This window comes from Caulobacter sp. AVps18, assembly GCF_058681425.1.
In genome coordinates, this window is sequence record NZ_CM178737.1 from 92,312 (window position 1) to 115,766 (window position 23,455).

Sequence of the window (23,455 nt, forward strand, 5' to 3'; positions counted from 1 at the left end):
TATCGGATCTCACTTTCAATCCACAAAGAACGCCCTAGGATTGTATTTCGATGCGCTTAAGGCTGGCGAAGTCGGTTTTTTGTGTATTTATTTACACACAGAGGCTAGAATGCCGGGCGTTGAGACAAACCGTGGCGCCATCATACGCAGGCTCGAAGCGGACGGGTGGCATAACCTCGGCGGCGCAAAGCACGACAAGTTCGAGAAAACGGGCGTTGATCACGCGATCATCGTGCCGCGTCACAAGACGCTGTCGCTGGGCGTCGCGAGAAACATCATGAAGGCGGCGGGCTGGTAGTGCCGGCCTCGCCGAACGCGCACGGAGGCCGCATGCGCTATCACGCCCTGATCGACGGAGAGGCCGGAGCCTACGGCGTCGCTTTCCCCGACCTTCCCGGCTGTACGGCAATGGGTGAGACGCTGGACGAGGCCCTGGCCAATGCTGGCGAGGCCTTGCGCGACTGGGCTGAAACCCATGAAGCGCGCGGACGTGAAATGCCCGTTCCATCCAGTGCGGCCCAACTCCACGCCGACTACCGCCAAGACCTCCTGGACGGTGGCGTGCTGGCCTCGGTCGCCCTGGTGCGCGAGGTGTCGCGGCCTGTGCGGGTCAACCTGTCGCTGGACTCCGGCATGCTCGCAGCCATCGACGCCGAAGCCTCACGCCTGGGCGTCACACGGTCGGGGTTGGTGGAGATCATGGCGCGACGGGTGCTGCCGTCTTTGGCCTGAAGCGGCCAGCAAACTCAGGAAAGCCCAATGCAAACGTCCCGCAAAGCCGCGCAGGATGCCGCCGACGTGGCGGCCTACGACTCCGCAAAGGCGGATTTTGAGGGCTCGGCGGTTCTGCCCGCCGAGGTCAGCGCGGCGTTTCTCAAGGGCGACAGCCTGCTGCGCGCCTGGCGAAAGTATCGCGGGCTGACCCAGGTCGAGCTCGCCGAACGCGCCGGTATTGCCCAGAGCTTCCTGTCGGCGCTGGAAGCTCGCGAACGCAAGGGATCAGCGCAGGTACTGGAGCGGTTGGCGCGGGAGTTGGGCGTGGCGGGGGATATGTTTGGGGGATTGGGGGCGGGGTGAGCAAGCCCACAAGAAAAATTACAATACTAATATATGGAATATTTCCGAATTCACATTACTCCAGGCCACCCTCTAAATTGGACTTGCGCAAAGCAGCCGTAGATTCCTCACGCGCCCTAACGTTGTTAATTAGCGCTTCCATTAACTTGCTGCCGCCATATCTGTAATTTTTTCTATTTACAATTGACTTAAACGTACCTTCTTCATCGGAAATAACAGCTAGATCCTCCAAGTTCATAGTCGCGAGTGAACCTTGCCCTTGAATAGCTGCCGCCACGCCACCAGCCCCGAACTCATTTACGAAACTTCGCAATTGCCGATCCATTTGAACAATCAAAGCCGCAACATCATCAATCGTTGCAGATTTTTCTACAATTTCCTCATTTTTGTCGTCATTAATCAATGAAGAGATTTCCGCCTCTTTTTTCGACCACCAAACGTCGAATGACTCAGAAAAGTCTGCATCACTGATCTTTGATTTCATAATTTCGCGAACGAGCTTTATTGCCTCCAAAGCTCCATTACGATCTAGGGCAGAAGCTTGAAAATGAGTGAGCGGCGTATCTTTTAAATCCCCAATAGAAACATCACAAAGCAAAGGCATAACGCGCCTCTGACCAACACCCTTGGCCAAGGCCCCCGCCTCGAAGTGTATCCAAGGCCTTCGGATATTTTCCTTTGTGACCACCAGAATTCCCGCAGCGCCTTGATCTAAAGCATCATATATTGCCGGAAACCAGAGCTCCCCACCCTGGACAGCTTCTGTCGAGATAAATATTTCCGCCTCAGGCAGAATTTTTCTAATTAAGCTAGATAGGCATTCCGCGACAGATTTGCTCTTCTGTCCAGACCAGCTGAGAAATATCATTTATCAATACACCATTGAAATAGGAATTTATCCACGCAGAATATTTCATTCCCAACGCAGTAAACTACCCCAGCACCCGCCCATAAAGCGCCAGCAGTTCCGCCCACGCCTTCTCGGCTGCGGGCGGGTTGAACACCTGGCCGCCGGGGACGGTCCAGCCGTGGGCGGCGCCGGCATAGACTTCCAGCTTGTTGGGCCGGCCCGCCGCATCGAGGGCGGCTTTCAGCTTTTCCTTGTCGGCAGGGTCGCGCTGGTCGTCGTTTTCGGCGACGCAGATCAGGTATTCGGCCCTGGTCTTGGGCAGCAGCAGGTGGGGGCTGGTGGGGGCGTCGGTGACCATGCCGCCGCCGTGGAAGCTGGCGACGGCGGCGATGCGGTCAGGCACAGCGGCGGCGGTGCGGACCGACAGCAGGCCGCCCATGCAATAGCCCTGCACGCCGGCCTTCTTCTTGCGATTGGTCTGGGGCTGGGCGTCGAGGAAGGCCAGATAGGCCACCGAGTCGCGATCTGTGCCCTCGGGCGTCACCGTGGCGCGCAGCGGCATGATCTTGGCGCGGTCATCGGGGTTGGCGAAGTTGAACGCCCCGTCGATGACCGGGGCCTTCTTGGCCCGGTAATAGAGGTTGGGCACCAGCACCACATAGCCCGACGAGGCCAGCCGGCGGCCCATCTCGCGGAAGGCCGGGCGCAGGCTCATGACGTCGGGCCACAGCAGCACGGCGGGCCAGGAACCCTTGCCTTCGGGATAGTAGAGGGCCGCGTCGGCCACCCCGTCGGCGGTCTTGATCTCGACGTCCTTCTCGACCACCGGCGCGCCGGCGGCCCGGGCGGCGGTGGCTACGCCGACGCCCGCCACGGCCATCAGGCCAAAGGTGCGGCGCGAAACGGTGGGGTCAACAACCAGACCGGGGTGGATGTCGTCGTCACACATGACAGGGTCTCCGTGGGAACGCGTCGGGCCAGCCGCCCGAAAATGTGGCCGGACTGTCGCCGCGATTTCCGCCGAAGGGAAGGCCCTGCGGCCATCCGCATCGCAGGTCGCCGGGTGTGACTGCAACATCCCCTTTGCAATCGCATCACAACGGTCTATATGTCTTTCAGCACTTATGCTCAATTTCAGCATAAGTCGGACGTCGGGAACGATCACCACCGCCCCGGCGTTTTTTGAGGCCCTACAAATGCTCACATTGAGCATAAGCGAGGTTCAGATGGCTGATGGTTTCGCAACGCCCGCCGAACAGGCCTTTGGCGAGTTCACCCCCGCCGTCGAGGCGGAAACCCGCGACGTCTGGGAGAAGGTCAAGGGCCACATCACGCCGATGGAGTGGCGGCTGCACGCGCCCCTGATCGCCGAGATCAACCGGCTTAAGCGCGAGAAGAACGCCGTCATCCTGGCCCACAACTACATGACCACCGAGATCTTCCACGGGGTCGGGGATTTCGTGGGCGACAGCCTGGGCCTGGCCCGCGAGGCGGCCAAGTGCGACGCGGCCGTGATCATCCAGGCGGGCGTCCACTTCATGGCCGAGACCAGCAAGGTGCTGGCCCCCGAAAAGCGCGTGCTGATCCCCGACCTGCTGGCCGGCTGCTCGCTGGCCTCCTCGATCACCGGGGCCGATGTGCGGATGATCAAGGCCCGCTATCCGGGGGTGCCGGTGGTCACCTATGTCAACACCACCGCCGACGTGAAGGCCGAGACCGACATCTGCTGCACCAGCGCCAATGCCGTACAGGTGGTAGAGTGGGCCGCGCGGGAATGGGGCACCGACAAGGTGATCCTGATCCCCGACGAATATCTGGCTCGCAATGTGGCCCGCCAGACCAACGTCAAGATCATCGCCTGGGCGGGCCGCTGCGAGGTGCATGAGCGCTTCACCGCCGCCGACATCGCCGAGATGCGGGCCGCCTATCCGGGTGCCGAGATCCTGGCCCACCCCGAATGCCCGGCCGAGATCCTCGAGGCGGCCGACTTCGCGGGCTCGACGGCGGCGATGAACGACTATGTCGCCCTGCGCAAACCCAAACAGGTGGTGCTGATCACCGAGTGCTCGATGGCCTCCAACGTCCAGGCGGAGTCGACCGACACCCAGTTCATCGGACCCTGCAACATGTGCCCGCACATGAAGCGCATCACCCTGCAGAACATCCACGATGCCCTGGTTTACGACCGCTACGAGGTGACGGTGGATCCGCGCATCGCCAAGGCCGCGCGCCTGGCTGTGCAGCGCATGATCGACCTGCCCCCGCCCCTGGTCCCCGCCCGCTACGACCTCGTGAAGGCCCGCCATCACGTGGACGTGGAGCTGATCTGACCATGCCTCGCGTGAGCGTGGTCCTGGCCGACATCACGACCTTGGACGTGGACGCCATCGTCAACGCCGCCAATTCGAGCCTTCAGGGCGGTGGAGGCGTTGATGGCGCAATCCACCGCAAGGCGGGCAAGGAACTCGCCATCGCGGGTCGCATGCTGAATGGCTGCAAGACCGGCGATGCCAAGCTGACCGAAGGCTTCAGATTGCCGGCGCGCTGGATCATTCACACGGTCGGACCAGTCTGGAATGGCGGCGACAAAGGAGAGCCCGAACTGCTGGCGAGCTGCTATCGCCGGTCGCTAGAAATCGCCTCAGCCAAGCGCTTGGACACCATCGCCTTTCCAGCCATCTCGACCGGAATTTTCCGCTTCCCGGCTGATCGCGCAGCCGAAATCGCGGTCCGTACTGTCGCCGCGTTCGACGGGCAAGAGCCGTCTGACGTGATCTTCTGTTGCTTTGATCAGGCATCCGCCGAGCTTCACAGCGCGGCTATGGAGTTGATCCATGTTTGACCGCCTCACCTTCGACGGCCCCGTGATCCTCGGGGCGGGCCTCGCCGGGCTAAGCTCCGCCCTTGCGGCGAAGAAGGCTCTCGTCCTGTCGCCCACCCCGCTGGCGACCGGTTGCTCCAGCGCCTGGGCGCAGGGCGGCATGGCGGCGGCGCTGTCACGCGACGACGCCCCCGAACTGCACGCGGCCGACACCCTGGCCGCCGGGGCCGGCCTGTGCGATCCGCAGGCCGTGGCCCTGCTGACCCGCGAGGGCCCCGCCGCCGTGCGGGCCCTGGCCGCCCTCGGCGCGCCGTTCGACAAGACGGGCGAGGACTTCGTGCTCAGCCTCGAGGCCGCCCACAGCAAGGCCCGGGTCGCCCGCGTCGGCGGCGACGGGGCCGGCGCGGCGATCATGGCCGCCGTCATCGCCGCCGTGCGCGCCACGCCCTCCATCGAGATCCGCGAAAACGCCCGCGCCCGCCGGCTTCTTCAGGACGCGACAGGTCGCGTCGTTGGGCTGATTGCAGAGATCAACGGCCGGCTGGTCGAGATTCTGAGCCCCGCCGTGATCCTGGCCACCGGCGGCATCGGCGGCCTCTATGCCGTCACCACCACCCCGGCGCAGGTGCGGGGCGAGGGCCTGGGTCTGGCCGCTTTGGCCGGGGCCACCATCGCCGATCCCGAGTTCGTGCAGTTCCACCCCACCGCCATCGACATCGGCCGCGACCCCGCCCCGCTGGCGACCGAGGCCCTGCGCGGCGAGGGCGCGATCCTGCGCGACAAGGACGGCCGCGCCTTCATGGCCGACTACCATCCGGCCAAGGAGCTGGCCCCGCGCGACGTCGTGGCCCGCGCCCTGCACGCCGAGCGCGCGGCCGGTCGCGGGGCGTTCCTCGACGCGACGCAGGCCGTCGGGGCGCACTTCCCCCATGAGTTCCCGGCCGTGTTCGAGGCCTGCATGAGCGCGGGCATCGATCCGCGCCGGCAGATGATCCCTGTCACGCCCGCCGTGCACTATCACATGGGCGGGGTGGCCACCGATCTAGACGGCCGCGCCAGCCTGCCGGGCCTCTACGCTGCGGGCGAGTGCGCCTCGACCGGCGTCCAGGGCGCCAACCGCCTGGCCTCCAACAGCCTCTTGGAAGCGGCCGTCTTCGGCGCCCGCGCCGGACGCGCGGCGGCGGCGGAGGGGACGGCCGGCGGCGAACCGGTCGACCTCACGCCCCTGCCCGACCTGCCCGAAGCCGCCCTCCAGACCCTGCGCCAGGCCATGAGCCGTGACGCGGGCGTGCTGCGCGAGGCGGCGGGTCTGGCGCGGCTGCTGACCCAGGTCGAGGCGCTGGAGGCCGCCTACGGCCCCTGCCCCACCGTGGTCGCCGCGCGCCTGATCGTCGACGGCGCCCTGGCCCGCCGCGAAAGCCGAGGCGGCCACTACCGCTCGGACTTCCCGGCGACCGGCGAGGCCGTCCGCACCTTCGTCACGCTGGAGTCCGCCGGGGCGTTGCGCCGGCGGGCGGCTTGATCCCGCGTCGCGTCGCGCGTTCAGGCGGCCTGGACCGCGCGGGCGCGCCGACGCCGCCAGGCGCTGAACTTGAGGCCGATCGCCAGCAGGATCAGCGCCAGGGCGGGAATGGCCAGCATCGGCTGGGTCATCAGGCGACCGCCATAGCTCTTGATGAAGACCGCCAGGATCGCGACCCCGCCGAAGCTATGCAGCGCCTTCCAGCGGTCGGGGCCCAGCCAACGCACAGCCGCGTCGTTCGAGGTAAGCGCCATGGCGGCGATCAGCAGATAGACGAAGCCGCCGCCGTAGAGACTGACCATCGGCGCCGGATGCCCGAAGACGTTCAGGGCGATCACGATGAAGCCCAGATGCACGCCATGGGCGGCGGCGAAGGACAGGCCGACCGCGCGACGCCGGCGCAGCAGCGCCGTGCGCCAGCCGCCGGGAAACAGGCTCGCCCACGCCGACGCCGTCCAGGCCAGCAGGAAGATCGGAAACGAGAACCGCGCGGTCAGGCGCGTGGCCATCAACGCCCCGTCCAGTGTCCAGCCGCCCCCTGCCGCGAAGCCCAGGGCGCCGATCGACAGGCCCGCCAGAAAGGTCGCCGCCACGATGGCGGGCGTCGAGATCTTCATGTCGCCGTCTCCCCGGTTTCCGCGCGCTTCGGCGCTTGTCATACCGAGAGTATGAGGATCATACCGTGAGTATGACGTCAAGCCATCCGCCGCTCACCAACCGCCAGCGCCTGGTCGCCCACGCGCGCGCCTTGTTCGCCGAGCGCGGCTACGAGGGCGTCTCGGTCGATGAGATCGCAGCCGCCGCAGGCCTGACCAAGGGCGCGGTCTACTACCAGTTCAAGGACAAGACCGACCTGTTCCGCGCCGCCTGCGAGGCGGTGCTGGCCGATGTCCGCGACCGGGTCGAGACCGCCAGCATGGGCCAATCCGCCCATCACCTGGACGAGATCGTCATCGGCGGGGATCGCCTATACGACGCCTACGACGCCCCCGACGCGCGGCGCCTGCTGCTGGTCGACGGCCTGACGGTGCTGGGGGTCGACGGCTGGATCGCTCTGCAGGAACCGGTCGGCGTCGGGCTGATCGCCCACGCGCTGAGCCATCTGGCCGACGAGCGGCTGATCGAGCCCGACGTCGTGCCGGCCCTGGCGCACCTGCTGTTTGGCGCCTTCGTCCAGGGCGCGCTGCGCATCGCCGCCTCGGCCGATCCACAGGCCGCCGGCGTCGAGGTGCGCCGCGCCACCCGCACCCTCACCCAAGCTCTGCTGTCGGGCGCCGGCGCGCCCCTGAAGGAAACCCAATGGCTGCCGTTGCCTTGAGTCCGCTGGACGACCTGCTCGTCCGTCCGATCGTCGATCTTGCTCTGGCCGAAGACCTGGGACGCGCCGGCGACATCACCGGCCAGGCCTGCATCGACGCGGACGCGCGACTCTCGGTCGCCTGGGTCAGCCGACAGGACGGCCGGGTCTCGGGCCTGTCGTGCGCGCGCCTCGCCCTGGCGGCGATGGATCCGACTGCGACCTTCGAGGTCGTCACGCCCGACGGCGCCGACGTGACGCCGGGCGCGGTCCTGGCCCGGGCCGAGGGCAATGCGCGCGCCGTGCTGATCGCCGAGCGCACGGGGCTGAACCTGCTGGGCCGGCTGTCGGGCATCGCCACCCTGACGCGGGCCTATGTGCGGCTGGTTGAGGGCACGGGGGCGACCATCGTCGACACCCGCAAGACGACGCCGGGCCTGCGGGCGCTGGAAAAGTACGCCGTGCGCTGCGGCGGCGGGATCAATCATCGCTTCGGCCTGGATGACGCCATCCTGATCAAGGACAACCACGTCGCCGCCTGTGGCAGCGTTGGCGAAGCCGTGAGGCGCGCCCGGGCCTTTGCCGGCCATCTGGTCAAGGTCGAGGTCGAGGTCGATGGCCTGGATCAGTTGGAAGACGCGCTGAAGCACGGTCCCGATGTGGTGATGCTGGACAATTTCAGCCTCGATGACCTGCGGACCGCTGTCTTGCTGGCCAAGGGCCGGGCGGTGCTGGAGGCTTCGGGCGGCGTCAACCTGACCACCGTGCGGGCCATAGCCGAAACCGGCGTGGACGTGATCAGCGTCGGGGCCCTGACCCACTCGGCGTCGGTGCTGGATATCGGACTGGACGCGGTTTAGGGCGCTTCAAATAGCCCCAAATATTGTCATCCCGGAAGCCTCGTAGAGGCTATCCGGGACCCAGGGGCAGCGGCGCTGCGTTGGCCCCTGGGTCCCGGCGCTCCGCTTCGCGGAGTTTACCCTTGGGCGCGCGCTTCGCGCGACCCGAGGGGCCGGGATGACAAGGTTTTTGGTCACGCCAACAGCTTCAGCAGCTCCCGCACCACCATCACCGCCAGGGTGATGGTCGACAGCACGAACAGCAGGAACCGAAGATTGACGTTGTTGACGCTCACCTGCACCAGGCTGTGCGCCACCCGCAGACCGACATAGACCCAGGCAAAGTGCACGGCCCAGCCGTCGGCGTGCCCCGCGACCGCGATGGCCAGGGCGGCGGCGTAGAAGATGGTCGGTTGCTCCATCAGGTGGTTGTAGTTGTCGGCTGCCTGGCGCGGGCCGGCGGGCAGCACGTCCAGCGAACCCGGAAAGGCCGCGTCCTGCGGCTTGATCCCGGCCTTCAGCATCGCCGGAATGCGGCGCGCATACATCCACAGCCAGATCAGCAGAGACCAGCCCACCAGCGCCATCACCGGCGCGATCATCGTATTCATGGAGCGTCCCTCCCCGGACGTTTTGGTTGTGCGGGGAGGTTAGGCGCAGAACGGGGTTATTGCGAAGCTTGCCGTTGGGGGATGTAGATGCTCCCCCTCTGGGGGAGCTGTCGCGGAGCGACTGAGGGGGCTCTTCCGGCCAAAGCCGCGCTAGCCCCCTCCGGGCCCTTCGGGCCGTCCTCCCCCAAAAGGGGAGGATCTAAGAGCTACGTCCGGTCCCGGAACGGGTCCGCCGGATAGACCCCCAGGATCTCGAACTTCTCCGAGAAGAACGCCAGCTCATCGAAGGCCAGGGCAAGGTTGCGGTCCTCGGGGCGGCCGTCGACCTCGGCATAGAAGAAGGTGGCCGTGAAGGCCCCGTTCTCCATGTAGCTTTCCAGCTTGGTCATGTTGACGCCATTGGTCGCGAACCCGCCCATGGCCTTGTAGAGCGCGGCGGGCAGGTTGCGGACCTTGAACACGAAGCTGGTCACGCAGCGATGGGTGAAGGGCGGCGGGGTCGGGTTGGCCTCAGCCGTCATCACCAGGAAGCGGGTGGTGTTGTGGCGCTCGTCCTCGATATCGCCGGCCAGGATGTCGAGGCCATAGATCTCGGCGGCCAGGGCGGGGGCGACCGCGCCGCGCGTCGGATCGGGATTGAGGGCCAGGGCCTTGGCCGCACCGGCCGTGTCGCCGGCCGCCTCGGTGGTTACACCCAGCTTGCGCAGGCTGTTGCGGCACTGGGCCAGGGCGATGGGCATCGAGGCCACCACCTTGATGTCAGCCAGTTTGACGCCCCTGTTGGCCATCAGCTGGAAGCGGATCGGCTTGAACAGCTCGCCGATGATCTTCAGTCCCGCTTCCGGCAGCAGGTGGTGCACGTCGGCGACCCGGCCGGCGATCGAGTTCTCGATCGGGATCATGCCCAGAGCGCAGACGCCGGTCTTGATGGCCTCGAACGCCTCCTGGAAGGTCGCGCAGGGATAGGCCTCGTAGTCGGGGAAAAAGGTGCGGCAGGCCTCGTGGCTGTTGGCGCCGGGCTCGCCCTGGAAGGCGATCTTCTTGAGGATGCTCATGCTTGTTTTCCAGCCTGAATACGGGCGGCTTCGAGATCTGAGGGGTTATCGACGGAGATGGGCGCTTCGGGGGCCACGGCGGCGCGGATCGTCATGCCCAGCTCCATGGCGCGCAGCTGCTCCAGCTTCTCGCGCTTTTCCAACGGCGACGGCGAGGCGGCGTTGAACGCCTCCAGCGCCTCGCGGCGATAACCGTAGATGCCGATGTGGCGCCAGACCGGGCCGTCGCCATAGAGGGTGGAGCGGGTAAAATAGAGCGCGCGGCCGCTTTGGCCGTCGTCCTCCATCGCCAGCACGGCCTTGACCACATCGGGATTGGTCCGATCGGCCTCGGAGGCTTCAGCGGCCACGACGGTGGCGATGTCGCAATCGCCGAAGTCTTGCAGAAGGCCGGCGCAGGCCGACAGAACCGACGGATCGACGAAGGGCATGTCGCCCTGCAGGTTGATCACCACATCGTGCTCACATCGAGGATCCAGCTGCGCGAGGGCGGCCAGGATTCGGTCGGAGCCAGACGGCAAGGCCGGATCAGTCAGCACGGCGCGACCACCTGCCGCACGTACGGCCTCGACGATCTCTGGATCGCCCGCCGCCACCGCCACGGGGCCGATATCAGCCTTCAGGGCCTGGTTTAACACCCGCACGATCATCGGCAGACCGCCGATATCGGCCAGCGGCTTGTTCGGAAGGCGGGTCGCAGCCATCCTCGCGGGGATCAGGACGATAGGGTTCATGATCGCAAATCGCTCCTGCCCGGTTGCGCGAGGGGCGGTAGCGTGTAAGAGACGCGAGCGCAACAAAAGGCGCGAGCGAGAGATTCCTCGCCGTGGAATTGGGCCCGTCTACGGACAGGCCGATAAGAGGCTGACAAGCTGAGATGAGCGACCTGACGTTCAACAAAATTGCTGGTGGCGTGCTGCTGACCGCCCTGATCGTTTTTGGTCTGCGTGAAGCGTCGACCATCGTGTTCAACAAGCACGAGCCTGAAAAGGCCGGCTACGAGATCGCGGTCGAAGAGCCGACCGAAGGCGGCGCTGCTGCTGCCGTCGAAGTCGCGCCCGACTGGGGCACCGCCCTGCTGCTGCCGGCCAACATCGCCGCTGGTGAGGCCGTCGCCGCCAAGTGCAGCGCCTGCCACAAGCTGGACCCGTCGAACCCTAACAGCATCGGCCCTGGCCTGTACGGCATTCTGGGCCACAAGCCGGGTTCGCATGCCGGCTTTGCCTATTCCGGCGCGATGAAGGAATTCGGTGCCAAGAACCCGGTGTGGGACTATGACCACATGTACGAGTTCCTGAAAGCGCCGGGCAAGTACATCTCCGGCACCAACATGACCTTCGTCGGCTTGAAGAAGCCGGAAGATCGGGTGGCGATCATCGCCTATCTGCACAGCCTGGGCTCGACCCTGCCCGTGCCGGCCCCCAAGCCGGCCGCCGCACCGGCCGACGCCGCAGCCGCCGCTCCTGAAGCTGGCGCTGCAGCGGCCCCGGCCGAGGCACCCGCCGCGAAGTGATCGCCTGATCAGACAAGAACGAGGGCCGCGAAGTTCGCTTCGCGGCCCTTTTTCTATCCGGAGACCCGGATATACAGGCGGTACAGCTTAATCGGATCATTCCGCTATGACCCTTCGCGCTATCGCCGCTGCAGTCGCGCTGACCGCCTTGCTGGCAGCCGTTCCCGGTTCGGCTTTTGCCGCCAAGCCTCCCAAGGTCAGCCTGTCCAGCAGCGCTCAACTGCCCAGGCCCCTACCCTATCCCTATGATCCCAAGGCTGACGCCCAGGCCGAGGTCGCGGCGGCGGCCGCTCGGGCCAAGGCGGCCCACAAGCTGTTGCTGATCGACCTGGGTGGCAACTGGTGCGGCGACTGCCGGATCCTGGCGGGCGTCATGCGCCTGCCAGAGGTCAAGAGCTTCCTCGACGCACACTACGAGATCGTCACGGTGGATGTGGATCGGTTGGACCGCAACATGGACATCCCGCTGCGCTATGGAATTGGCCCGGACGACCTGATCGGCGTCCCTGCCCTTCTCATCATTGACGAGACCGGCGCGCTACTGAATCGCCGCGAATTGATCAACGTCACCGACAAGCAACACACTAAGCCCCAGCAGATGGCCAACTGGCTGGCCAAGTGGGTGAAATAGAGTTCCTTCTCCCCATGCAGGAGAAGGATCAAACCCGCCGGTAGCCCAGCGGAGCGCCGACCCCCGCCGCCTCGATGCGGGCGATGGCCCCGGCCAGGGGCTCGATGGCGGTGGCCATATGGTGGGCATTGGCGTGCAGGATGGTGTCGGCGTCCAGCAGGATCGCCACATGGCCCTTCCAGAACACCAGGTCGCCCCGGCGGCGCTCGGCCTCCGCCACTTCGGGGAAGAAGCCCCGTTGCATGTCCGTATCGCGCGGGCAGGCCCGGTTGCAGGCGGCCAGGGCTTGCTGGACCAGGGCCGAGCAGTCCAGCCCCAGCGACTCCCGCCCGCCCCACTGATAGGGCGCACCGACAAAACGCTGGGCCACGGCCACATAGTCGCTCTCGCCGGTCCCGATGGGGGCCAGGTGCTCGACCGGGAACCAGCCGGCCCGAGCGGCACGCACGAAGCGGCCCTTCTGCGCCTCGATGGTGACCAGGGCGTTGAGGCTGTAGAGCCCGACAATGGCCGATTTGATGTCCGGCGCGCTGAAGGCATAGCTGCGCAGGGCTGCAATGCGATGGGTAGGGGCCAGCACCGGGGCCGACAGGGCGTCGCGGGTCACATAGCCCACATAGCCGTCACGGCGGGCTTGGCCGAAGGCGAAGTCGCCCTCCTCGAACAGCACGTCGAATCGTTCGCCGAAGACCAGCTGGTCCTCCTGCTCGGCGTCTGGTGCGGGCGCCTTGCGGATCGAAGCGATGGGCGCGCTGGCCTGCATGGGCGTGGCGTCAGCAAAGCGGTCGGCGGCAACCAGACCCTCCAGCCGGCGGTCGGCCAGGCCGTTCCGCAGCAGGGTCACTCTGCGATCGGGCGGGCTCATGCCGGGAACCTGGCTTTCAGCATCGCAAACAGCGCCCGGATGGCCTGAACCTCGCCGCCGGCGGGATAGCCCGGCCGCCCCTTGGGGTTCCAGGCATAGAGGTCGAAATGGGCCCAACTGCCATCCGTCGGCGCGAACTTCTGCAGGAACAGGGCCGCCGTCGTCGCTCCGGCCTGGGCCCAGGCCGCGGAGTCGTTCTGCAGGTCGGCGATCTCGCTCTCGATGGACTCGCCGTAGGCCTCGGTCAGGGGCATACGCCACAGGGGATCGAAGGTCGCTTTCGACGCCGCCGCGATCTGGCCGGCCAGAGCCTCGTCAGGGGTCCAGAACGGGATGACGAACGGCCCCAGCGCCACCCGCGCCGCGCCGGTCAGGGTGGCCATGTCGAGGGTCAGGACAGGCCTGTGCTCGCCGGCTCGCGCCAGGGCGTCAGACAGGATCAGCCGGCCCTCGGCGTCGGTATTGCCCACCTCCACCGTCAGGCCCGCCCGGGTCTGCAGCACGTCGCCGGGGCGCATGGCGTCGCCGCTGATGGCGTTCTCGACCACGGGGGTCAGCACCACCAGCCGCACCGGCAGCCCGGCACCCATGACCATGCGGGCCAGGGCCAGGGCGTGGGCGGCGCCGCCCATATCCTTCTTCATCAGCCGCATGCCGGCCGAGGGCTTGATGTCCAGGCCGCCGCTGTCGAACACTACGCCCTTGCCGACCAGGGCCAGCACGGGATGGCTAGGGTCGCCCCAGGTCATCTCCAGAATGCGCGGCGCGCGATGGGGAACGGCGGCCCGGCCCACGGCATGGACGGCGGGATAGTTCTGCTCCAGCAAATCATCGCCGACGACGACCGACAGCTCGGCGCCGTGCTGCTGGGCGATCTCGCGGGCGATGGTCTCGATCTGCAAGGGCCCCATGTCGTTGGCCGGGGTATTGACCATGTCCTTGACCAGGGCGCAGGCGTGGCTGATCGCCAGCACGGCGGCTATATCGACGCCCTTGGGCGCGACCAGACGCGGCCCGGCCTCGCTCCCTTCCGGGCTTGCGGGGCGCTTGCGGTAGCGGTCGAAGCGATAGAGGCCCAGGGCGAAGGCGACGGCGGCTTCGGCGGCGTCCAGGCCGCGCGGCAGGCGGGCCAGAGCATAGTCGCCGGCCGGCAGCTTGGCGGCCAGCCCCCGGAACAGGCCCGGATCAACGGCGGTACGGGTTCCCAGCCCCATCAAAACCCGCTCGACCTGACCACCGGGACCCGAGATCACCAGCACCTGGCCGGCCTTGGCGCGGAACTGGTTCTGAACGGCAATAGCCCGCACGGCCGGACGGCGGGCCGCCAGGAACGCCTCGACCTCGGCCTCAAACAGCGGGTGGACCGGGATCGCGCCGGCCGTGTCGGCGGCGAGAAAGGGGTGGCTGTCCAACATGTCGCGGCCCTTAAGAATTATGCTTAACGATTCCTTGAGGGCCGCGCGGCGAGGATGCGCGAACCTTTTGGAGACTCGTCTTCCATGTGTCGCAAGCGCGCGCTGCTCGCAACCCTCCTCGCCCCCGCCCTGCTGTCGCTGGGGTCGATGGCCTATGCCGCCGAGCCCAAGGTCGAGACCCCCGCCGCCACACAGGCTACGCCGCGCAAGGCCACCCCGGCCCAGCGCGCCGAGGCCCGCCGCAGCGATCCTCTGGCCCGGGCCGCCTTCTGGGGCGCCGAGTTCGAGGCTGACGGCCGCGACACCGAGGCCGGGGTCGCACTGTCCCAGGCCCTGCGCGCCCTGGGCCGCTATGACGACGCCGCCGCAGCCATCGCCAGGGTGCTGATCGTTTCGCCCGACAATGTCGAAGGCCTGCTGGAGTCGGCCCGCGCCCAGATCGCGCGCGGCCAGGGCTTCTATGCCATCGAACCGGCCCGCCGCGCCGCCACACTGGCGCCGAAGGACTGGCGTCCGCAAAGCCTGCTGGGCGTGGCCTATGAGCAGGCCCAGCGCGACGACGAGGCCCTGGCCGCCCATCGCCAGGCCATCGCCCTGGCCCCCAACGAAGCCGCGCCCAACGCCAACTACGCCATGCACCTGGCGGCCCAGGGCGATCTGATCGGGGCTGAGGCTCAGTTGCGCCGCGCCGCCGCCCTGCCCTCCTCGACCATTCAGGTGCGCCAGAACCTCGCCCTGGTGATCGGCCTGCAAGGTCGCATCGGCGAGGCCGAAAAGCTGGCCCGCCAGGACCTGCCTCCGGAGTCGGTGGCCAACAACCTGGCCTGGCTGCGCGCCGCCACCGGCCAGGGGGCCGGCTCGATCCAGCCCCGGTCGTGGGAAGCGTTGAAGGCCGGCAGCTGACCGCCCAAGCGGGCCAACAACACGTCACGCGAGGTGCGGCGGGCGACTTGTGCGGCACCGCTTTGCAAAACGAGCCGCCACCCGCCGTGAGACCAGGCCGCCTAATGCCCAGGTGGCGGCGATCCTGAAGAGAGGCCCGGGACCAGAAGCCCGCGGGCCGGGACGCGCTCTCCTCAGTTCAGCGCTCGCTCCAGCGCTTTTGCGGCCATCACGAACCTCTGGATCAGCGGGCCGGTGACCATCTCCCGCACGACCAGCACCATGGCCGCGCAAAGTGACAGCACCAGTCCGGTCTCGACCATGGAACTGGCGGTTTCGTCCCCCAGGAAATCCCGGCGCAGATTTCGTCGAGTTCGCGAGCGTTTCATGCCGACTGTCCCAAATCAAAGTGACTGGGAGCAGCGTCGCAAGAACGGCGCCGAAGGTTGTGCCCTGGCGCGGAAAACCGCCTTTAGGGAGAGTGGGCGTCCAGCCTGGTCGGCTAAAGCATCGCGCGGAAAAGTGGCCGCCGGTTTTCGGCAAAAGCGATGCGCAAACAAAAAGCTAGAGCAAGGCGGGCGATTCCCGCATCGCGTACCTTGCTCTAGCCCTTGCCCATCACGTCCTGGATCTTGATGATCGCCGGCCCGAGGATCACCACGAACAGCACCGGCAGGAAGAACAGGATCATCGGCACGGTCAGCTGGGCCGGGAGGGCTGCGGCCTTCTTTTCGGCCGCCGAAAGACGCAGTTCGCGGTTTTCCTTGGCCATCACCCGCAGGGCGCTGCCCAGCGGCGTGCCATAGCGCTCGGCCTGGATCATGGCCGTCGACACCGACTTGATGCCGGGGTGGTTGGTCCGCCGCGCCAGGCCCTCATAGGCCATGCGCCGGTCGGGCAGGTAGGACAGCTCTGCCGTCAGCAGGCTCAGTTCCTCGGCCAGCTCCATGGAGCTGGTTCCGACCTCGGCCCCGACCTTCTGGATGGCCGCCTCAATCGACATGCCGCTCTCGACGCAGATCAGCAGCAGATCCAGCGAGTCGGGAAAGGCTGCCACGATCGACTCGCGGCGCTTGGTGGCGACGTTCTGGATATAGACGTTGGGTGCATAGTAGCCGATGGCCAGGGCGGCCACCCAGACGCACATCTTCTGCATCGGCTGCAGGCCGAAATCGTTGATGACATAGATGTAGAAGGCCGTGACCACGGCGAACACAAACGGCATCACGAAGCGGAAGAAGTAGAAGGTCGAGACCGGTTGCGGCCCCCGGAAGCCGGCCTGGGCCAGCTTGTCGACCACCTTGGGATCTTCCAGCAGGCGCGACAGCTGCAGGCGGTCGACGATGTTCTTGTACATCCCGGTGTCGGTGTGACGCAGGGTGCTGGCGCTGCCTTTCTGGGCGATGGCCTCGCGCGAGCGGCGGCGCAGCTCCTCGCGGCGGTTGGCTACCGACTTCAGACGCCCCTCCAGGCCCCGGTCGGTCATCATCGGCGCGGTCAGGGTGATGATGGTGGCGAACACCACGACCGCGATAAAGGCCGTCAGCAGGTTCGACGGGTTGGTGAGCATGCCGATCATGATGATGCTCTCCTAGAACTTGAAGTTGATCATCTTGCGCATCACGAAGATGCCGATGGCCATCCAGATGCCGCCCGCCAGCAGCATCAGGTGGCCGCGCGGGTCGGTGAACAGAGGCTGCATATAGGCCGGCGAGGTCACGGTGATCAGCACCACCACGCCCGGCGGCAGGCAGCCGATGATGAAGGCCGAGGCCACGGCTTCGGCCGACAGCGCCTTGATCTTCTCGCCCATCAGCTTGCGGGCCCGCAGGACGGTCGAAAGGTTGCCCAGCGCCTCGGCCAGGTTGCCGCCGGTCTTCTGCTGGATCGACAGCACGATGGCGAAAAAGCGCAGCTCGTTGGTGGGCATGCGCTCGTACATCTTCTCCAGAGCCACATCCATCTGCATGCCCATGCCGACATTCTCGGTCAGGGCGCGAAACTCGCCGGCCAAAGGCTCCGGGCATTCCTTGCCGATGATCTTCAGGCAGTCATTGACGGGCAGGCCCGAGCGAATGCCGCGAACGATGATGTCGATGGCGTCGGAAAAGGATTCCGTGAACTTCTTGACCCGGGCGTTGGCCAGGAAACCAACCACCCAGCGCGGCAGACCAAAGCCGGCGGCGAAGGCAGCGCCCAGGGCGATCAGGGGGTGCTGCCTCAGGATGATGACCACCAGGCCCACGCTCAAGGCGACCACACCGCTGATGATCCAGAACACCTTGACCTTCTCGCCAAGGCCCGCCTGGCGCAGGCGCGCCGCGATGGTGACAGACGCCTTCTTTTGCTGGCGGTCCTGTTCCTTGAGAGTTTTCAGGATCTGCCTGCGGCGGGCGTCGGGCGTGTTGGCCACGGCCTTGGCGCGGGCCGTGGCGTCGCGCACGCCGCCGCCCGCGATGGCCTGGGTACGCTTGGCCGTGCGGGCTGCATTCTGGTCGCCGCCCGCGAAGGCGAAACCAACGCCGGCGATGGCGATGAAACCCAGGATCCCGGCCAGCACGAACAGCATGGACTACTCCGCCGCGTCGAGGGCTTCGGCCAGCTCGCGCTCCAGGCCGTAATAGCGGGCGCGGTCCCAGAAGCGCGGGCGGGCAATGCCGGTCGAGCGATGTTTGCCCACCACCTTGCCATCGGCATCCTCGCCGGTGATTTCGTAGACGAACAGGTCCTGGGTGACGATGACATCGCCCTCCAGCCCGACGACCTCGGTGATGTGGGTGATGCGGCGGCTGCCGTCGCGCAGACGGGCCGCCTGGACGATGACGTCGACCGAGCCGACAATCATCTCCTTGATGGTCTTCGAGGGCAGGCCATAGCCGCCCATGGTGATCATGCTCTCGATCCGGCTGATGGCTTCACGCGGGGTATTGGCGTGCAGCGTCCCCATCGAGCCGTCGTGGCCGGTGTTCATGGCCTGCAGCAGGTCGAAGGCCTCCGGGCCGCGGACTTCGCCGACGATGATGCGTTCGGGACGCATCCGCAGGCAGTTCTTGACCAGATCGCGCATGGTCACCGCGCCCTGGCCTTCCAGGTTGGGCGGCCGGGTTTCCAGGCGAACCACGTGCGGCTGCTGCAGCTGCAGTTCGGCGGCGTCCTCGCAGGTCACCACCCGCTCGGTTGGGTCGATGAAGGCGGTCAGGGTGTTGAGCAGGGTGGTCTTGCCCGAGCCTGTACCGCCAGAGATAACGATATTGCAGCGGCAGGCGCCGATGACGCCCAGAACCCTCGCCCCTTCAGGGCTGATCGACGCATAGTCGACCAGGTTCTTCATCGTCAGCTTGTCCTTCTTGAACTTCCGAATGGTCAGGGTGGGACCATCCAGAGCCAGCGGCGGCGCAATGACGTTGACGCGGCTGCCGTCGGGCAGGCGGGCGTCGCAGATCGGCGAGCTTTCATCGACCCGGCGGCCGACCTGGCTGACAATCCGCTGGCAGATGTTCATCAGCTGCAGGTTGTCGCGGAAGCGCACATTGGTCAGCTGAACCTTGCCGCTGACTTCGATGAACACCCGGTGGGCGCCGTTGACCATGATGTCGGCGATGTCGTCGCGGGCCAGCAGGGGCTCCAGCGGGCCATAGCCGAGCACATCGTTGATGATGTCCTGGACCAGATGCTCCTGCTCGGAGACCGACATCGAGACGTTCTTGATCGCCACCAGTTCGGCGACGATGTCGCGGATCTCTTCAGCCGCCGCCTTCAGATCCAGCTGGGCCAGCTGGCTCAGGTCGATCGTGTTGAGCAGGGCGTTGAAGATCGTGGTCTTGGTGGCGTGGTAGTAGTCGCTCTGCTCGCGCACCACCTGGGTGGCGACCTGCGCGCCCTGGGCACCCTGGGCGGCGCGCATCTGGTCGAAGCCCGCTGTGGCCTTGGGCGATGCAGCCTTGGGCGACGCGACCTTGGGCGATGGCGCGCCGCGCTCGGGGGCCGGTTCCACACGCTGGGGGCGCGTGGCGATCGCCGATCCGCCGGCCGGAGCCGGGGGCGGAGCCTGACGGTCCGAAACGGGGTTCTGGTCGCGCTTGCCGAACATTCGAGGCTATTTCTTCCTGAACAGGCCAGACAGAATCGAGGTCTTCGCAGCCGCAGGCGGCTCGCGACGGCTGATCAGCTGGGCCAGGTAGTCGATGCCTTCGGCGGCCTTGGACTTGGGCGCCACCTCGCCGACCATCTGGCCGTTGTTGGCGGCCTGGCCGAAAGACTTGGGATCGAAAGGCAAGACCAGGGAGGGCGTGACGCCCAGGGCCTCGCCGAAATCCTTGACGGGAATCTCGGGCCGACCGGGCACGCCCACCTGATTGAGCACCAGGCGCGGCGGCGCATCGTTGGGACGGGCCTGACGCACCAGGTCGACGATGTTCTTGGCGTTGCGCAGGGACGCCAGGTCTGGCGTCGCCACCACCACCAGGTCGTCGGAGTCGATCAACACCTTTCGGGTCCATGCGGCCCAGCTATGGGGCAGGTCCAGCACCACGAAGGGCGCCGCGCCACGGATCTTCTGGGTGACTTCCTCGAACGCCTCGGGACCGATCTCATAGTCCTGGTCCAGCGTGGCGGGGGCCGCGAACAGCGACAGACGGTCGCCGCAGCGCACCATCATGCGATCCATCAGCACCGGATCCAGGCGATCGGGCTGGGTCAGGGCGTCGATCACGCCCTGCAGCGGATCCTGGTTGAAATCGAGGCCCGCGGTGCCGAACGGCAGATCCAGGTCGACGATCACGGTGGCCGTCTGCATCCGCTCGGACATCGACCAGGCGAAGTTATGGGCCAGGGTCGAGGCCCCTACCCCGCCCTTGGCACCGACAAAAGCCACTTGGCGGCCGACGAACGGCGCGGCCGGATCGGCATAGAGACCAGAGACCGCACGGATCACCTGCAGCGGGCCCAGCGGCTGGGTCAGATACTCACTGACGCCACGCCGGATCAGTTCGCGATAGAGGGCGATGTCATTGGTCTGGCCGATGACCACGACCTTGGTGCCCGGGTCGCAAACCTGGGCCAGGCTGTCGAGCAGGTACAGCAGGCGCTGGGCGCCATCCAGGCTCTCCACCAGCACCAGCGAGGGCGTGGACTGGTTCTGGTAGAGCTCGACGGCGGCGTCCAGTCCGCCGGTGCGCACCAAGGTCGAGGCGCGGGCCATGCGCCGGTCGGCGGCGGCCACCTCGATCATCGCAGCGGTCTCGGGCCGGGTGCAGAAGGCGTGGATGGTGATGCGCGGAACGGCCATTTCGCCCAGCGCGGCTTCGCCGGCGGCGAGAACCTCGTGGATCGGCTCGTGCTGTGGCGCGGGCGACGGCGCGGCCACTTCCAGCGCCCCGACGCGATCTATGGCTGAGCGGCCGGGCGCGGCCGGCGCGCTGGCTTGCGGCGTGGGGGCGGTGCTGGTCGACAGCGGGGTGCTGGTGAACGGCGCGTCGGCGAAGGCGTCGAACGAGACGATCTTCTGCTCGCGCGGCCGGGCCGGCGGGAACTCGGCAAAGGGGTCCTCCAGACCGCCCAGGGCCGGAGCCAGGGCGGGGGTGGACGAGCGCCAGGGATCAGCGCCGTTCGAGGTAAACTCGTCGGCGGCTTCGAAACCCAGATCGAACGAGTCCTGGTCGTTGGGATTGCGCGCCATCAGTTGATCGCCTTGGAGATGGTGCCCTTGGCCTGCTCGTCCTTGGCCGACGACGTGACCTCGCCCTTGCGGTACTTGCCCATGACGGTGTCGCGGCGACCGGCGTCGGCCGGGGTGCTGTCACGCGGCCGTAGCAGATCCTCGGGGTTGGCCACCTGGGCGGCCAGATTGGTGGTCATGGCGCAACCGAAGTTGCCATAGGCCTGGTTTTTGCGGGAGGCAGCCAGGTTCTCCCAGGCGTCGCCGCAGCGGGGACCTTCGGCGACGAAGTACTCGAACCCGACGCGCAAGGGCGCATCGCTGCGGCCCGCAGCGTCATAGCCGACGATCCGCACGCGGGGATCGGGCGCGCCATACATGATGAGACGGTCGCGCACCTGGGCGGCCATGCGGCCCGCCGCAGCCGGATCGGTCCCGCCGATCGGGGCGCTGACCACGATCGCGCGCGCCTCGGCCGACAGCCAGCGGCTGACCAGGGCGCGCAAGGCGTCGTCCTGATTATCCGAGACGCCGGCGGCATGCGCCACCAGCAGGATTTCGTCGGGCTCGCTGGTAACCTTGATCCTGTCGCGCCACTGATCCACCTCCAGCCCGGCCAGGGGCGGGGCCACGGTGGGCGGCGAGGTTGTGGCGCAGGCCGACAGACCCACGAGAACGGCGCTGATCAGACCGGCCCTGAAGGCCAGCGACCTGGAGACGGTAAGGGGCATGGAGTTGTGGGTCATGTCCGCGTCCTCACTCGATCACATAGCCGACGGGGCCCTGATAGGTGCGCCCGAGGTTCGCGCCGGCCGGCGCCTTTACCACCTTGTTCAGCCGCCCCAGCAGGACCGTGCTCATGTCGTCGGCGATCTGCAGGCCGTCGGCCGGCGTCTGCAGATGCCGCGGATTGGTCGGGTCGACGATGTAGGGGGTGATGATGATCACCAGTTCGGTCTCGCCGTTCAGGAAGTCGCGCGACCGGAACAGCGAGCCCAGCACTGGCATGCTGGTCATGCCCGGGATCGCATCGATGGTCTGTTTGGAGGTCTGTTGCAGCAGGCCCGCGATCATCAGCGAACCGCCCGAGGGCAGCTCCACCGTGGTCTCGGCCCGCCGCACCGTCAGGCCGGGCACCGTCAGGGTGCTGGAGCCAGAGCCGTTTGAAACCGTATAGGCACCCAGGCTGGACAGCTCCGACACCTCGGTCGACAGCTTCAACGAGATGCGGCCACCCGAGAGGACGAGGGGCGTATAGCCCAGGCCCACGCCATAGGGCTTGAACTCGATGGTGACCTTTCCGGTCGTGTCCTGGCCTGTCGGCACCGGGAACTCACCGCCCACCAGGAAGGTGCCGGCTTCACCCGACAGCACGGTGAGGTTGGGTTCAGCCAGGGTGCGGATCAGACCCACGCGTTCGAAGGCCTGCACCATCCCCTTAGCCGAGTTGATGGCCTTGCTGCCCGCTGTGGTCTTTATGGAGGCCGTATCGCCGTTGACTCCGGTGACCGGGTTGCCGGCGGCATCGAAGGTATTGAAGACCTTGTCAGTAACGACCTGATAGCAGGTGCCGGTCACACCGGCGGAACACGGCACGACCATGGTCGGCTTCTGGGTCGTGTCGAGCTTGTAGCCGCTGGTCAAGCCGCCCAGCAGGCCGCCATTGACCCCGAAGGTCGGCGAAAGGCCGAAACTGAACTGATCATTCCCCAGCTGGCCCAGCACCGCGTTCAGGTCGACGCCCAGCTGCTTGACGATGTTGCGCTGCACCTCGACGATGCGCACCTCAAGCATCACCTGGTCCTTGCCGGCGATGCTGAGCATGTTCAGCACCTTGTCCGGCGACGAGACGAACTGGGCGGCGATGCGCGAGGCCTTCTCGGAGTCGGCGGCGTTCATCACCAGGCCGCTCAGGATCACGCTGTCCTTCAGCGGCACCACCTTGATGGTTCCACCGGAAATGACATTGCTCAGGGTCGAGGACAGCAGGCTGGTGTCCTGGCCGACCCGGATGTTCAGCTGCAGGATGCGGCGGCCGGCGGCGTCGAAGAACACCGCGTCGGTCGCGCCCGCCGTCAGGCCCAGCACATAGATGCGGCGCGGGCTGCGCAGAACGGCGTCGGCCACCAGCGGATTGGTCACCAGCATGTCGCGCGCGTCGGTCGGCAACTCGATGATCGCCGACTTGCCCAGCGGCAGATCCAGCACGCGGGCGCCGGCGCCGGCGGTCAGGTCAATGCTCAGCGGACGCTCGGGCTCGGACTGGGCCATCGGCGGCGGCGCGGGACGCGAGACGCGGGGGGCGGCGCGATAGGTATGCGAACCGCTGGCGGGGCCGTCGGAGAGGGCGGGCGAACCCGAACCCAGCATCAGCAGGCCTGCCAGGGGCGCGGCGAGAAGGCGACGTGTCATGGAGGAAGA

General features: G+C 66.8%; 26 protein-coding genes. 11 read left to right on the forward strand and 15 right to left on the reverse strand.

Features of this window, described 5'->3' with window-relative positions; translation table 11 throughout:
- Window positions 1-109 precede the first annotated feature (109 nt).
- The 3 genes from ACW179_RS00340 to ACW179_RS00350 are packed head-to-tail and all read left to right on the forward strand — an operon-like array spanning window position 110 to window position 1,077.
- Window positions 110-298, forward strand: coding sequence for a type II toxin-antitoxin system HicA family toxin (locus ACW179_RS00340; RefSeq protein ID WP_492061818.1), 189 nt, complete (start codon window positions 110-112; stop codon window positions 296-298).
- 32 nt (window positions 299-330) lie between these two features.
- Complete coding sequence (locus ACW179_RS00345) at window positions 331-732, forward strand: type II toxin-antitoxin system HicB family antitoxin (protein ID WP_492061820.1); 402 nt, start codon at window positions 331-333, stop codon at window positions 730-732.
- Between the two features lie 27 nt (window positions 733-759).
- Window positions 760-1,077, forward strand: a complete 318-nt coding sequence (locus ACW179_RS00350) for a helix-turn-helix domain-containing protein (protein WP_492061822.1) — start codon at window positions 760-762, stop codon at window positions 1,075-1,077.
- A 55-nt stretch (window positions 1,078-1,132) separates the two neighbouring features.
- Here ACW179_RS00350 and ACW179_RS00355 read toward each other — a convergent pair whose 3' ends face one another.
- Together ACW179_RS00355 and ACW179_RS00360 are read right to left on the reverse strand one after the other, a co-directional pair.
- Complete coding sequence (locus ACW179_RS00355) at window positions 1,133-1,945, reverse strand: toll/interleukin-1 receptor domain-containing protein (protein WP_492061824.1); 813 nt, start codon at window positions 1,943-1,945, stop codon at window positions 1,133-1,135.
- Window positions 1,946-2,009: 64 nt separating this feature from the next.
- Window positions 2,010-2,876: a dienelactone hydrolase family protein gene (locus ACW179_RS00360; RefSeq protein WP_492061826.1), complete on the reverse strand. Its 867-nt coding sequence runs from the start codon at window positions 2,874-2,876 to the stop codon at window positions 2,010-2,012.
- 277 nt (window positions 2,877-3,153) lie between these two features.
- Here ACW179_RS00360 and nadA point away from each other — a divergent pair, with 277 nt between their 5' ends.
- The 3 genes from nadA to ACW179_RS00375 are packed head-to-tail and all read left to right on the forward strand — an operon-like array spanning window position 3,154 to window position 6,270.
- A complete protein-coding gene (gene nadA, locus ACW179_RS00365) occupies window positions 3,154-4,257 on the forward strand; it encodes a quinolinate synthase NadA (protein ID WP_492061828.1) in 1,104 nt (367 codons plus the stop codon).
- Between the two features lie 2 nt (window positions 4,258-4,259).
- Window positions 4,260-4,769 carry an O-acetyl-ADP-ribose deacetylase gene (locus ACW179_RS00370; protein WP_492061830.1) on the forward strand — a complete coding sequence of 170 codons (510 nt, stop codon included), beginning with the start codon at window positions 4,260-4,262 and terminating at the stop codon, window positions 4,767-4,769.
- On the forward strand, window positions 4,762-6,270 hold the full coding sequence (locus ACW179_RS00375; RefSeq protein ID WP_492061832.1) for an L-aspartate oxidase: 1,509 nt from the start codon (window positions 4,762-4,764) through the stop codon (window positions 6,268-6,270). The genes ACW179_RS00370 and ACW179_RS00375 overlap by 8 nt, the downstream gene beginning before the upstream one ends.
- A gap of 20 nt (window positions 6,271-6,290) precedes the next feature.
- On the opposite strand, the gene ACW179_RS00380 is transcribed toward ACW179_RS00375, so the two are convergent.
- Window positions 6,291-6,887, reverse strand: a complete 597-nt coding sequence (locus ACW179_RS00380; RefSeq protein ID WP_492061834.1) for a hypothetical protein — start codon at window positions 6,885-6,887, stop codon at window positions 6,291-6,293.
- A gap of 71 nt (window positions 6,888-6,958) precedes the next feature.
- On the opposite strand from ACW179_RS00380, the gene ACW179_RS00385 reads away from it, so the two are divergent.
- Entirely contained in the window at window positions 6,959-7,588 is a 630-nt protein-coding gene (locus tag ACW179_RS00385; protein ID WP_492064367.1) for a TetR/AcrR family transcriptional regulator, read from the forward strand.
- Complete coding sequence (gene nadC, locus ACW179_RS00390; protein WP_492061836.1) at window positions 7,570-8,427, forward strand: carboxylating nicotinate-nucleotide diphosphorylase; 858 nt, start codon at window positions 7,570-7,572, stop codon at window positions 8,425-8,427. Before ACW179_RS00385 ends, nadC begins: the two co-directional genes overlap by 19 nt.
- Window positions 8,428-8,600: 173 nt before the next feature.
- Here the strand turns inward: nadC and ACW179_RS00395 are convergent, their stop codons facing one another.
- From ACW179_RS00395 to ACW179_RS00405, 3 genes are all read right to left on the reverse strand, one after another.
- Entirely contained in the window at window positions 8,601-9,017 is a 417-nt protein-coding gene (locus tag ACW179_RS00395; RefSeq protein WP_492061837.1) for an MAPEG family protein, read from the reverse strand.
- A 206-nt stretch (window positions 9,018-9,223) separates the two neighbouring features.
- On the reverse strand, window positions 9,224-10,072 hold the full coding sequence (locus ACW179_RS00400; RefSeq protein WP_492061839.1) for a prephenate dehydratase: 849 nt from the start codon (window positions 10,070-10,072) through the stop codon (window positions 9,224-9,226).
- On the reverse strand, window positions 10,069-10,806 hold the full coding sequence (locus tag ACW179_RS00405) for a 3-deoxy-manno-octulosonate cytidylyltransferase (RefSeq protein ID WP_492061842.1): 738 nt from the start codon (window positions 10,804-10,806) through the stop codon (window positions 10,069-10,071). The genes ACW179_RS00400 and ACW179_RS00405 overlap by 4 nt, the downstream gene beginning before the upstream one ends.
- Window positions 10,807-10,949: 143 nt before the next feature.
- Here ACW179_RS00405 and ACW179_RS00410 point away from each other — a divergent pair, with 143 nt between their 5' ends.
- Together ACW179_RS00410 and ACW179_RS00415 are read left to right on the forward strand one after the other, a co-directional pair.
- Complete coding sequence (locus ACW179_RS00410; RefSeq protein ID WP_492061844.1) at window positions 10,950-11,585, forward strand: c-type cytochrome; 636 nt, start codon at window positions 10,950-10,952, stop codon at window positions 11,583-11,585.
- A 106-nt stretch (window positions 11,586-11,691) separates the two neighbouring features.
- The gene (locus ACW179_RS00415) at window positions 11,692-12,216 is read left to right on the forward strand and encodes a thioredoxin family protein (RefSeq protein WP_492061846.1); all 525 of its coding nucleotides are present in this window, start codon (window positions 11,692-11,694) and stop codon (window positions 12,214-12,216) included.
- A 28-nt stretch (window positions 12,217-12,244) separates the two neighbouring features.
- On the opposite strand, the gene ACW179_RS00420 is transcribed toward ACW179_RS00415, so the two are convergent.
- A complete protein-coding gene (locus ACW179_RS00420) occupies window positions 12,245-13,081 on the reverse strand; it encodes a C40 family peptidase (RefSeq protein WP_492061848.1) in 837 nt (278 codons plus the stop codon).
- Window positions 13,078-14,496 (reverse strand): leucyl aminopeptidase family protein, encoded by a 1,419-nt coding sequence (locus ACW179_RS00425; protein WP_492061850.1) that lies wholly within the window; start codon window positions 14,494-14,496, stop codon window positions 13,078-13,080. Before ACW179_RS00425 ends, ACW179_RS00420 begins: the two co-directional genes overlap by 4 nt.
- 84 nt (window positions 14,497-14,580) lie before the next feature.
- Between ACW179_RS00425 and ACW179_RS00430 the strand changes: the two genes are divergently transcribed.
- Entirely contained in the window at window positions 14,581-15,399 is an 819-nt protein-coding gene (locus ACW179_RS00430) for a tetratricopeptide repeat protein (RefSeq protein WP_492061851.1), read from the forward strand.
- A gap of 173 nt (window positions 15,400-15,572) precedes the next feature.
- On the opposite strand, the gene ACW179_RS00435 is transcribed toward ACW179_RS00430, so the two are convergent.
- The 7 genes from ACW179_RS00435 to ACW179_RS00465 all read right to left on the reverse strand — a co-directional run bounded on the left by ACW179_RS00435 (window position 15,573) and on the right by ACW179_RS00465 (window position 23,446).
- Window positions 15,573-15,767, reverse strand: coding sequence for a hypothetical protein (locus ACW179_RS00435; protein WP_492061853.1), 195 nt, complete (start codon window positions 15,765-15,767; stop codon window positions 15,573-15,575).
- Between the two features lie 215 nt (window positions 15,768-15,982).
- Window positions 15,983-16,957 carry a type II secretion system F family protein gene (locus ACW179_RS00440; RefSeq protein ID WP_492061855.1) on the reverse strand — a complete coding sequence of 325 codons (975 nt, stop codon included), beginning with the start codon at window positions 16,955-16,957 and terminating at the stop codon, window positions 15,983-15,985.
- Window positions 16,958-16,969: 12 nt separating this feature from the next.
- A complete protein-coding gene (locus ACW179_RS00445) occupies window positions 16,970-17,947 on the reverse strand; it encodes a type II secretion system F family protein (protein WP_492061857.1) in 978 nt (325 codons plus the stop codon).
- Window positions 17,948-17,950: 3 nt separating this feature from the next.
- Window positions 17,951-19,468 carry a TadA family conjugal transfer-associated ATPase gene (locus ACW179_RS00450; protein WP_492061859.1) on the reverse strand — a complete coding sequence of 506 codons (1,518 nt, stop codon included), beginning with the start codon at window positions 19,466-19,468 and terminating at the stop codon, window positions 17,951-17,953.
- Between the two features lie 6 nt (window positions 19,469-19,474).
- Entirely contained in the window at window positions 19,475-21,055 is a 1,581-nt protein-coding gene (locus ACW179_RS00455; protein WP_492061861.1) for an AAA family ATPase, read from the reverse strand.
- Window positions 21,055-21,780: a CpaD family pilus assembly protein gene (locus ACW179_RS00460; protein ID WP_492061863.1), complete on the reverse strand. Its 726-nt coding sequence runs from the start codon at window positions 21,778-21,780 to the stop codon at window positions 21,055-21,057. The genes ACW179_RS00455 and ACW179_RS00460 overlap by 1 nt, the downstream gene beginning before the upstream one ends.
- Before the next feature lie 10 nt (window positions 21,781-21,790).
- The gene (locus ACW179_RS00465) at window positions 21,791-23,446 is read right to left on the reverse strand and encodes a type II and III secretion system protein family protein (RefSeq protein WP_492061864.1); all 1,656 of its coding nucleotides are present in this window, start codon (window positions 23,444-23,446) and stop codon (window positions 21,791-21,793) included.
- Window positions 23,447-23,455: the final 9 nt, after the last annotated feature.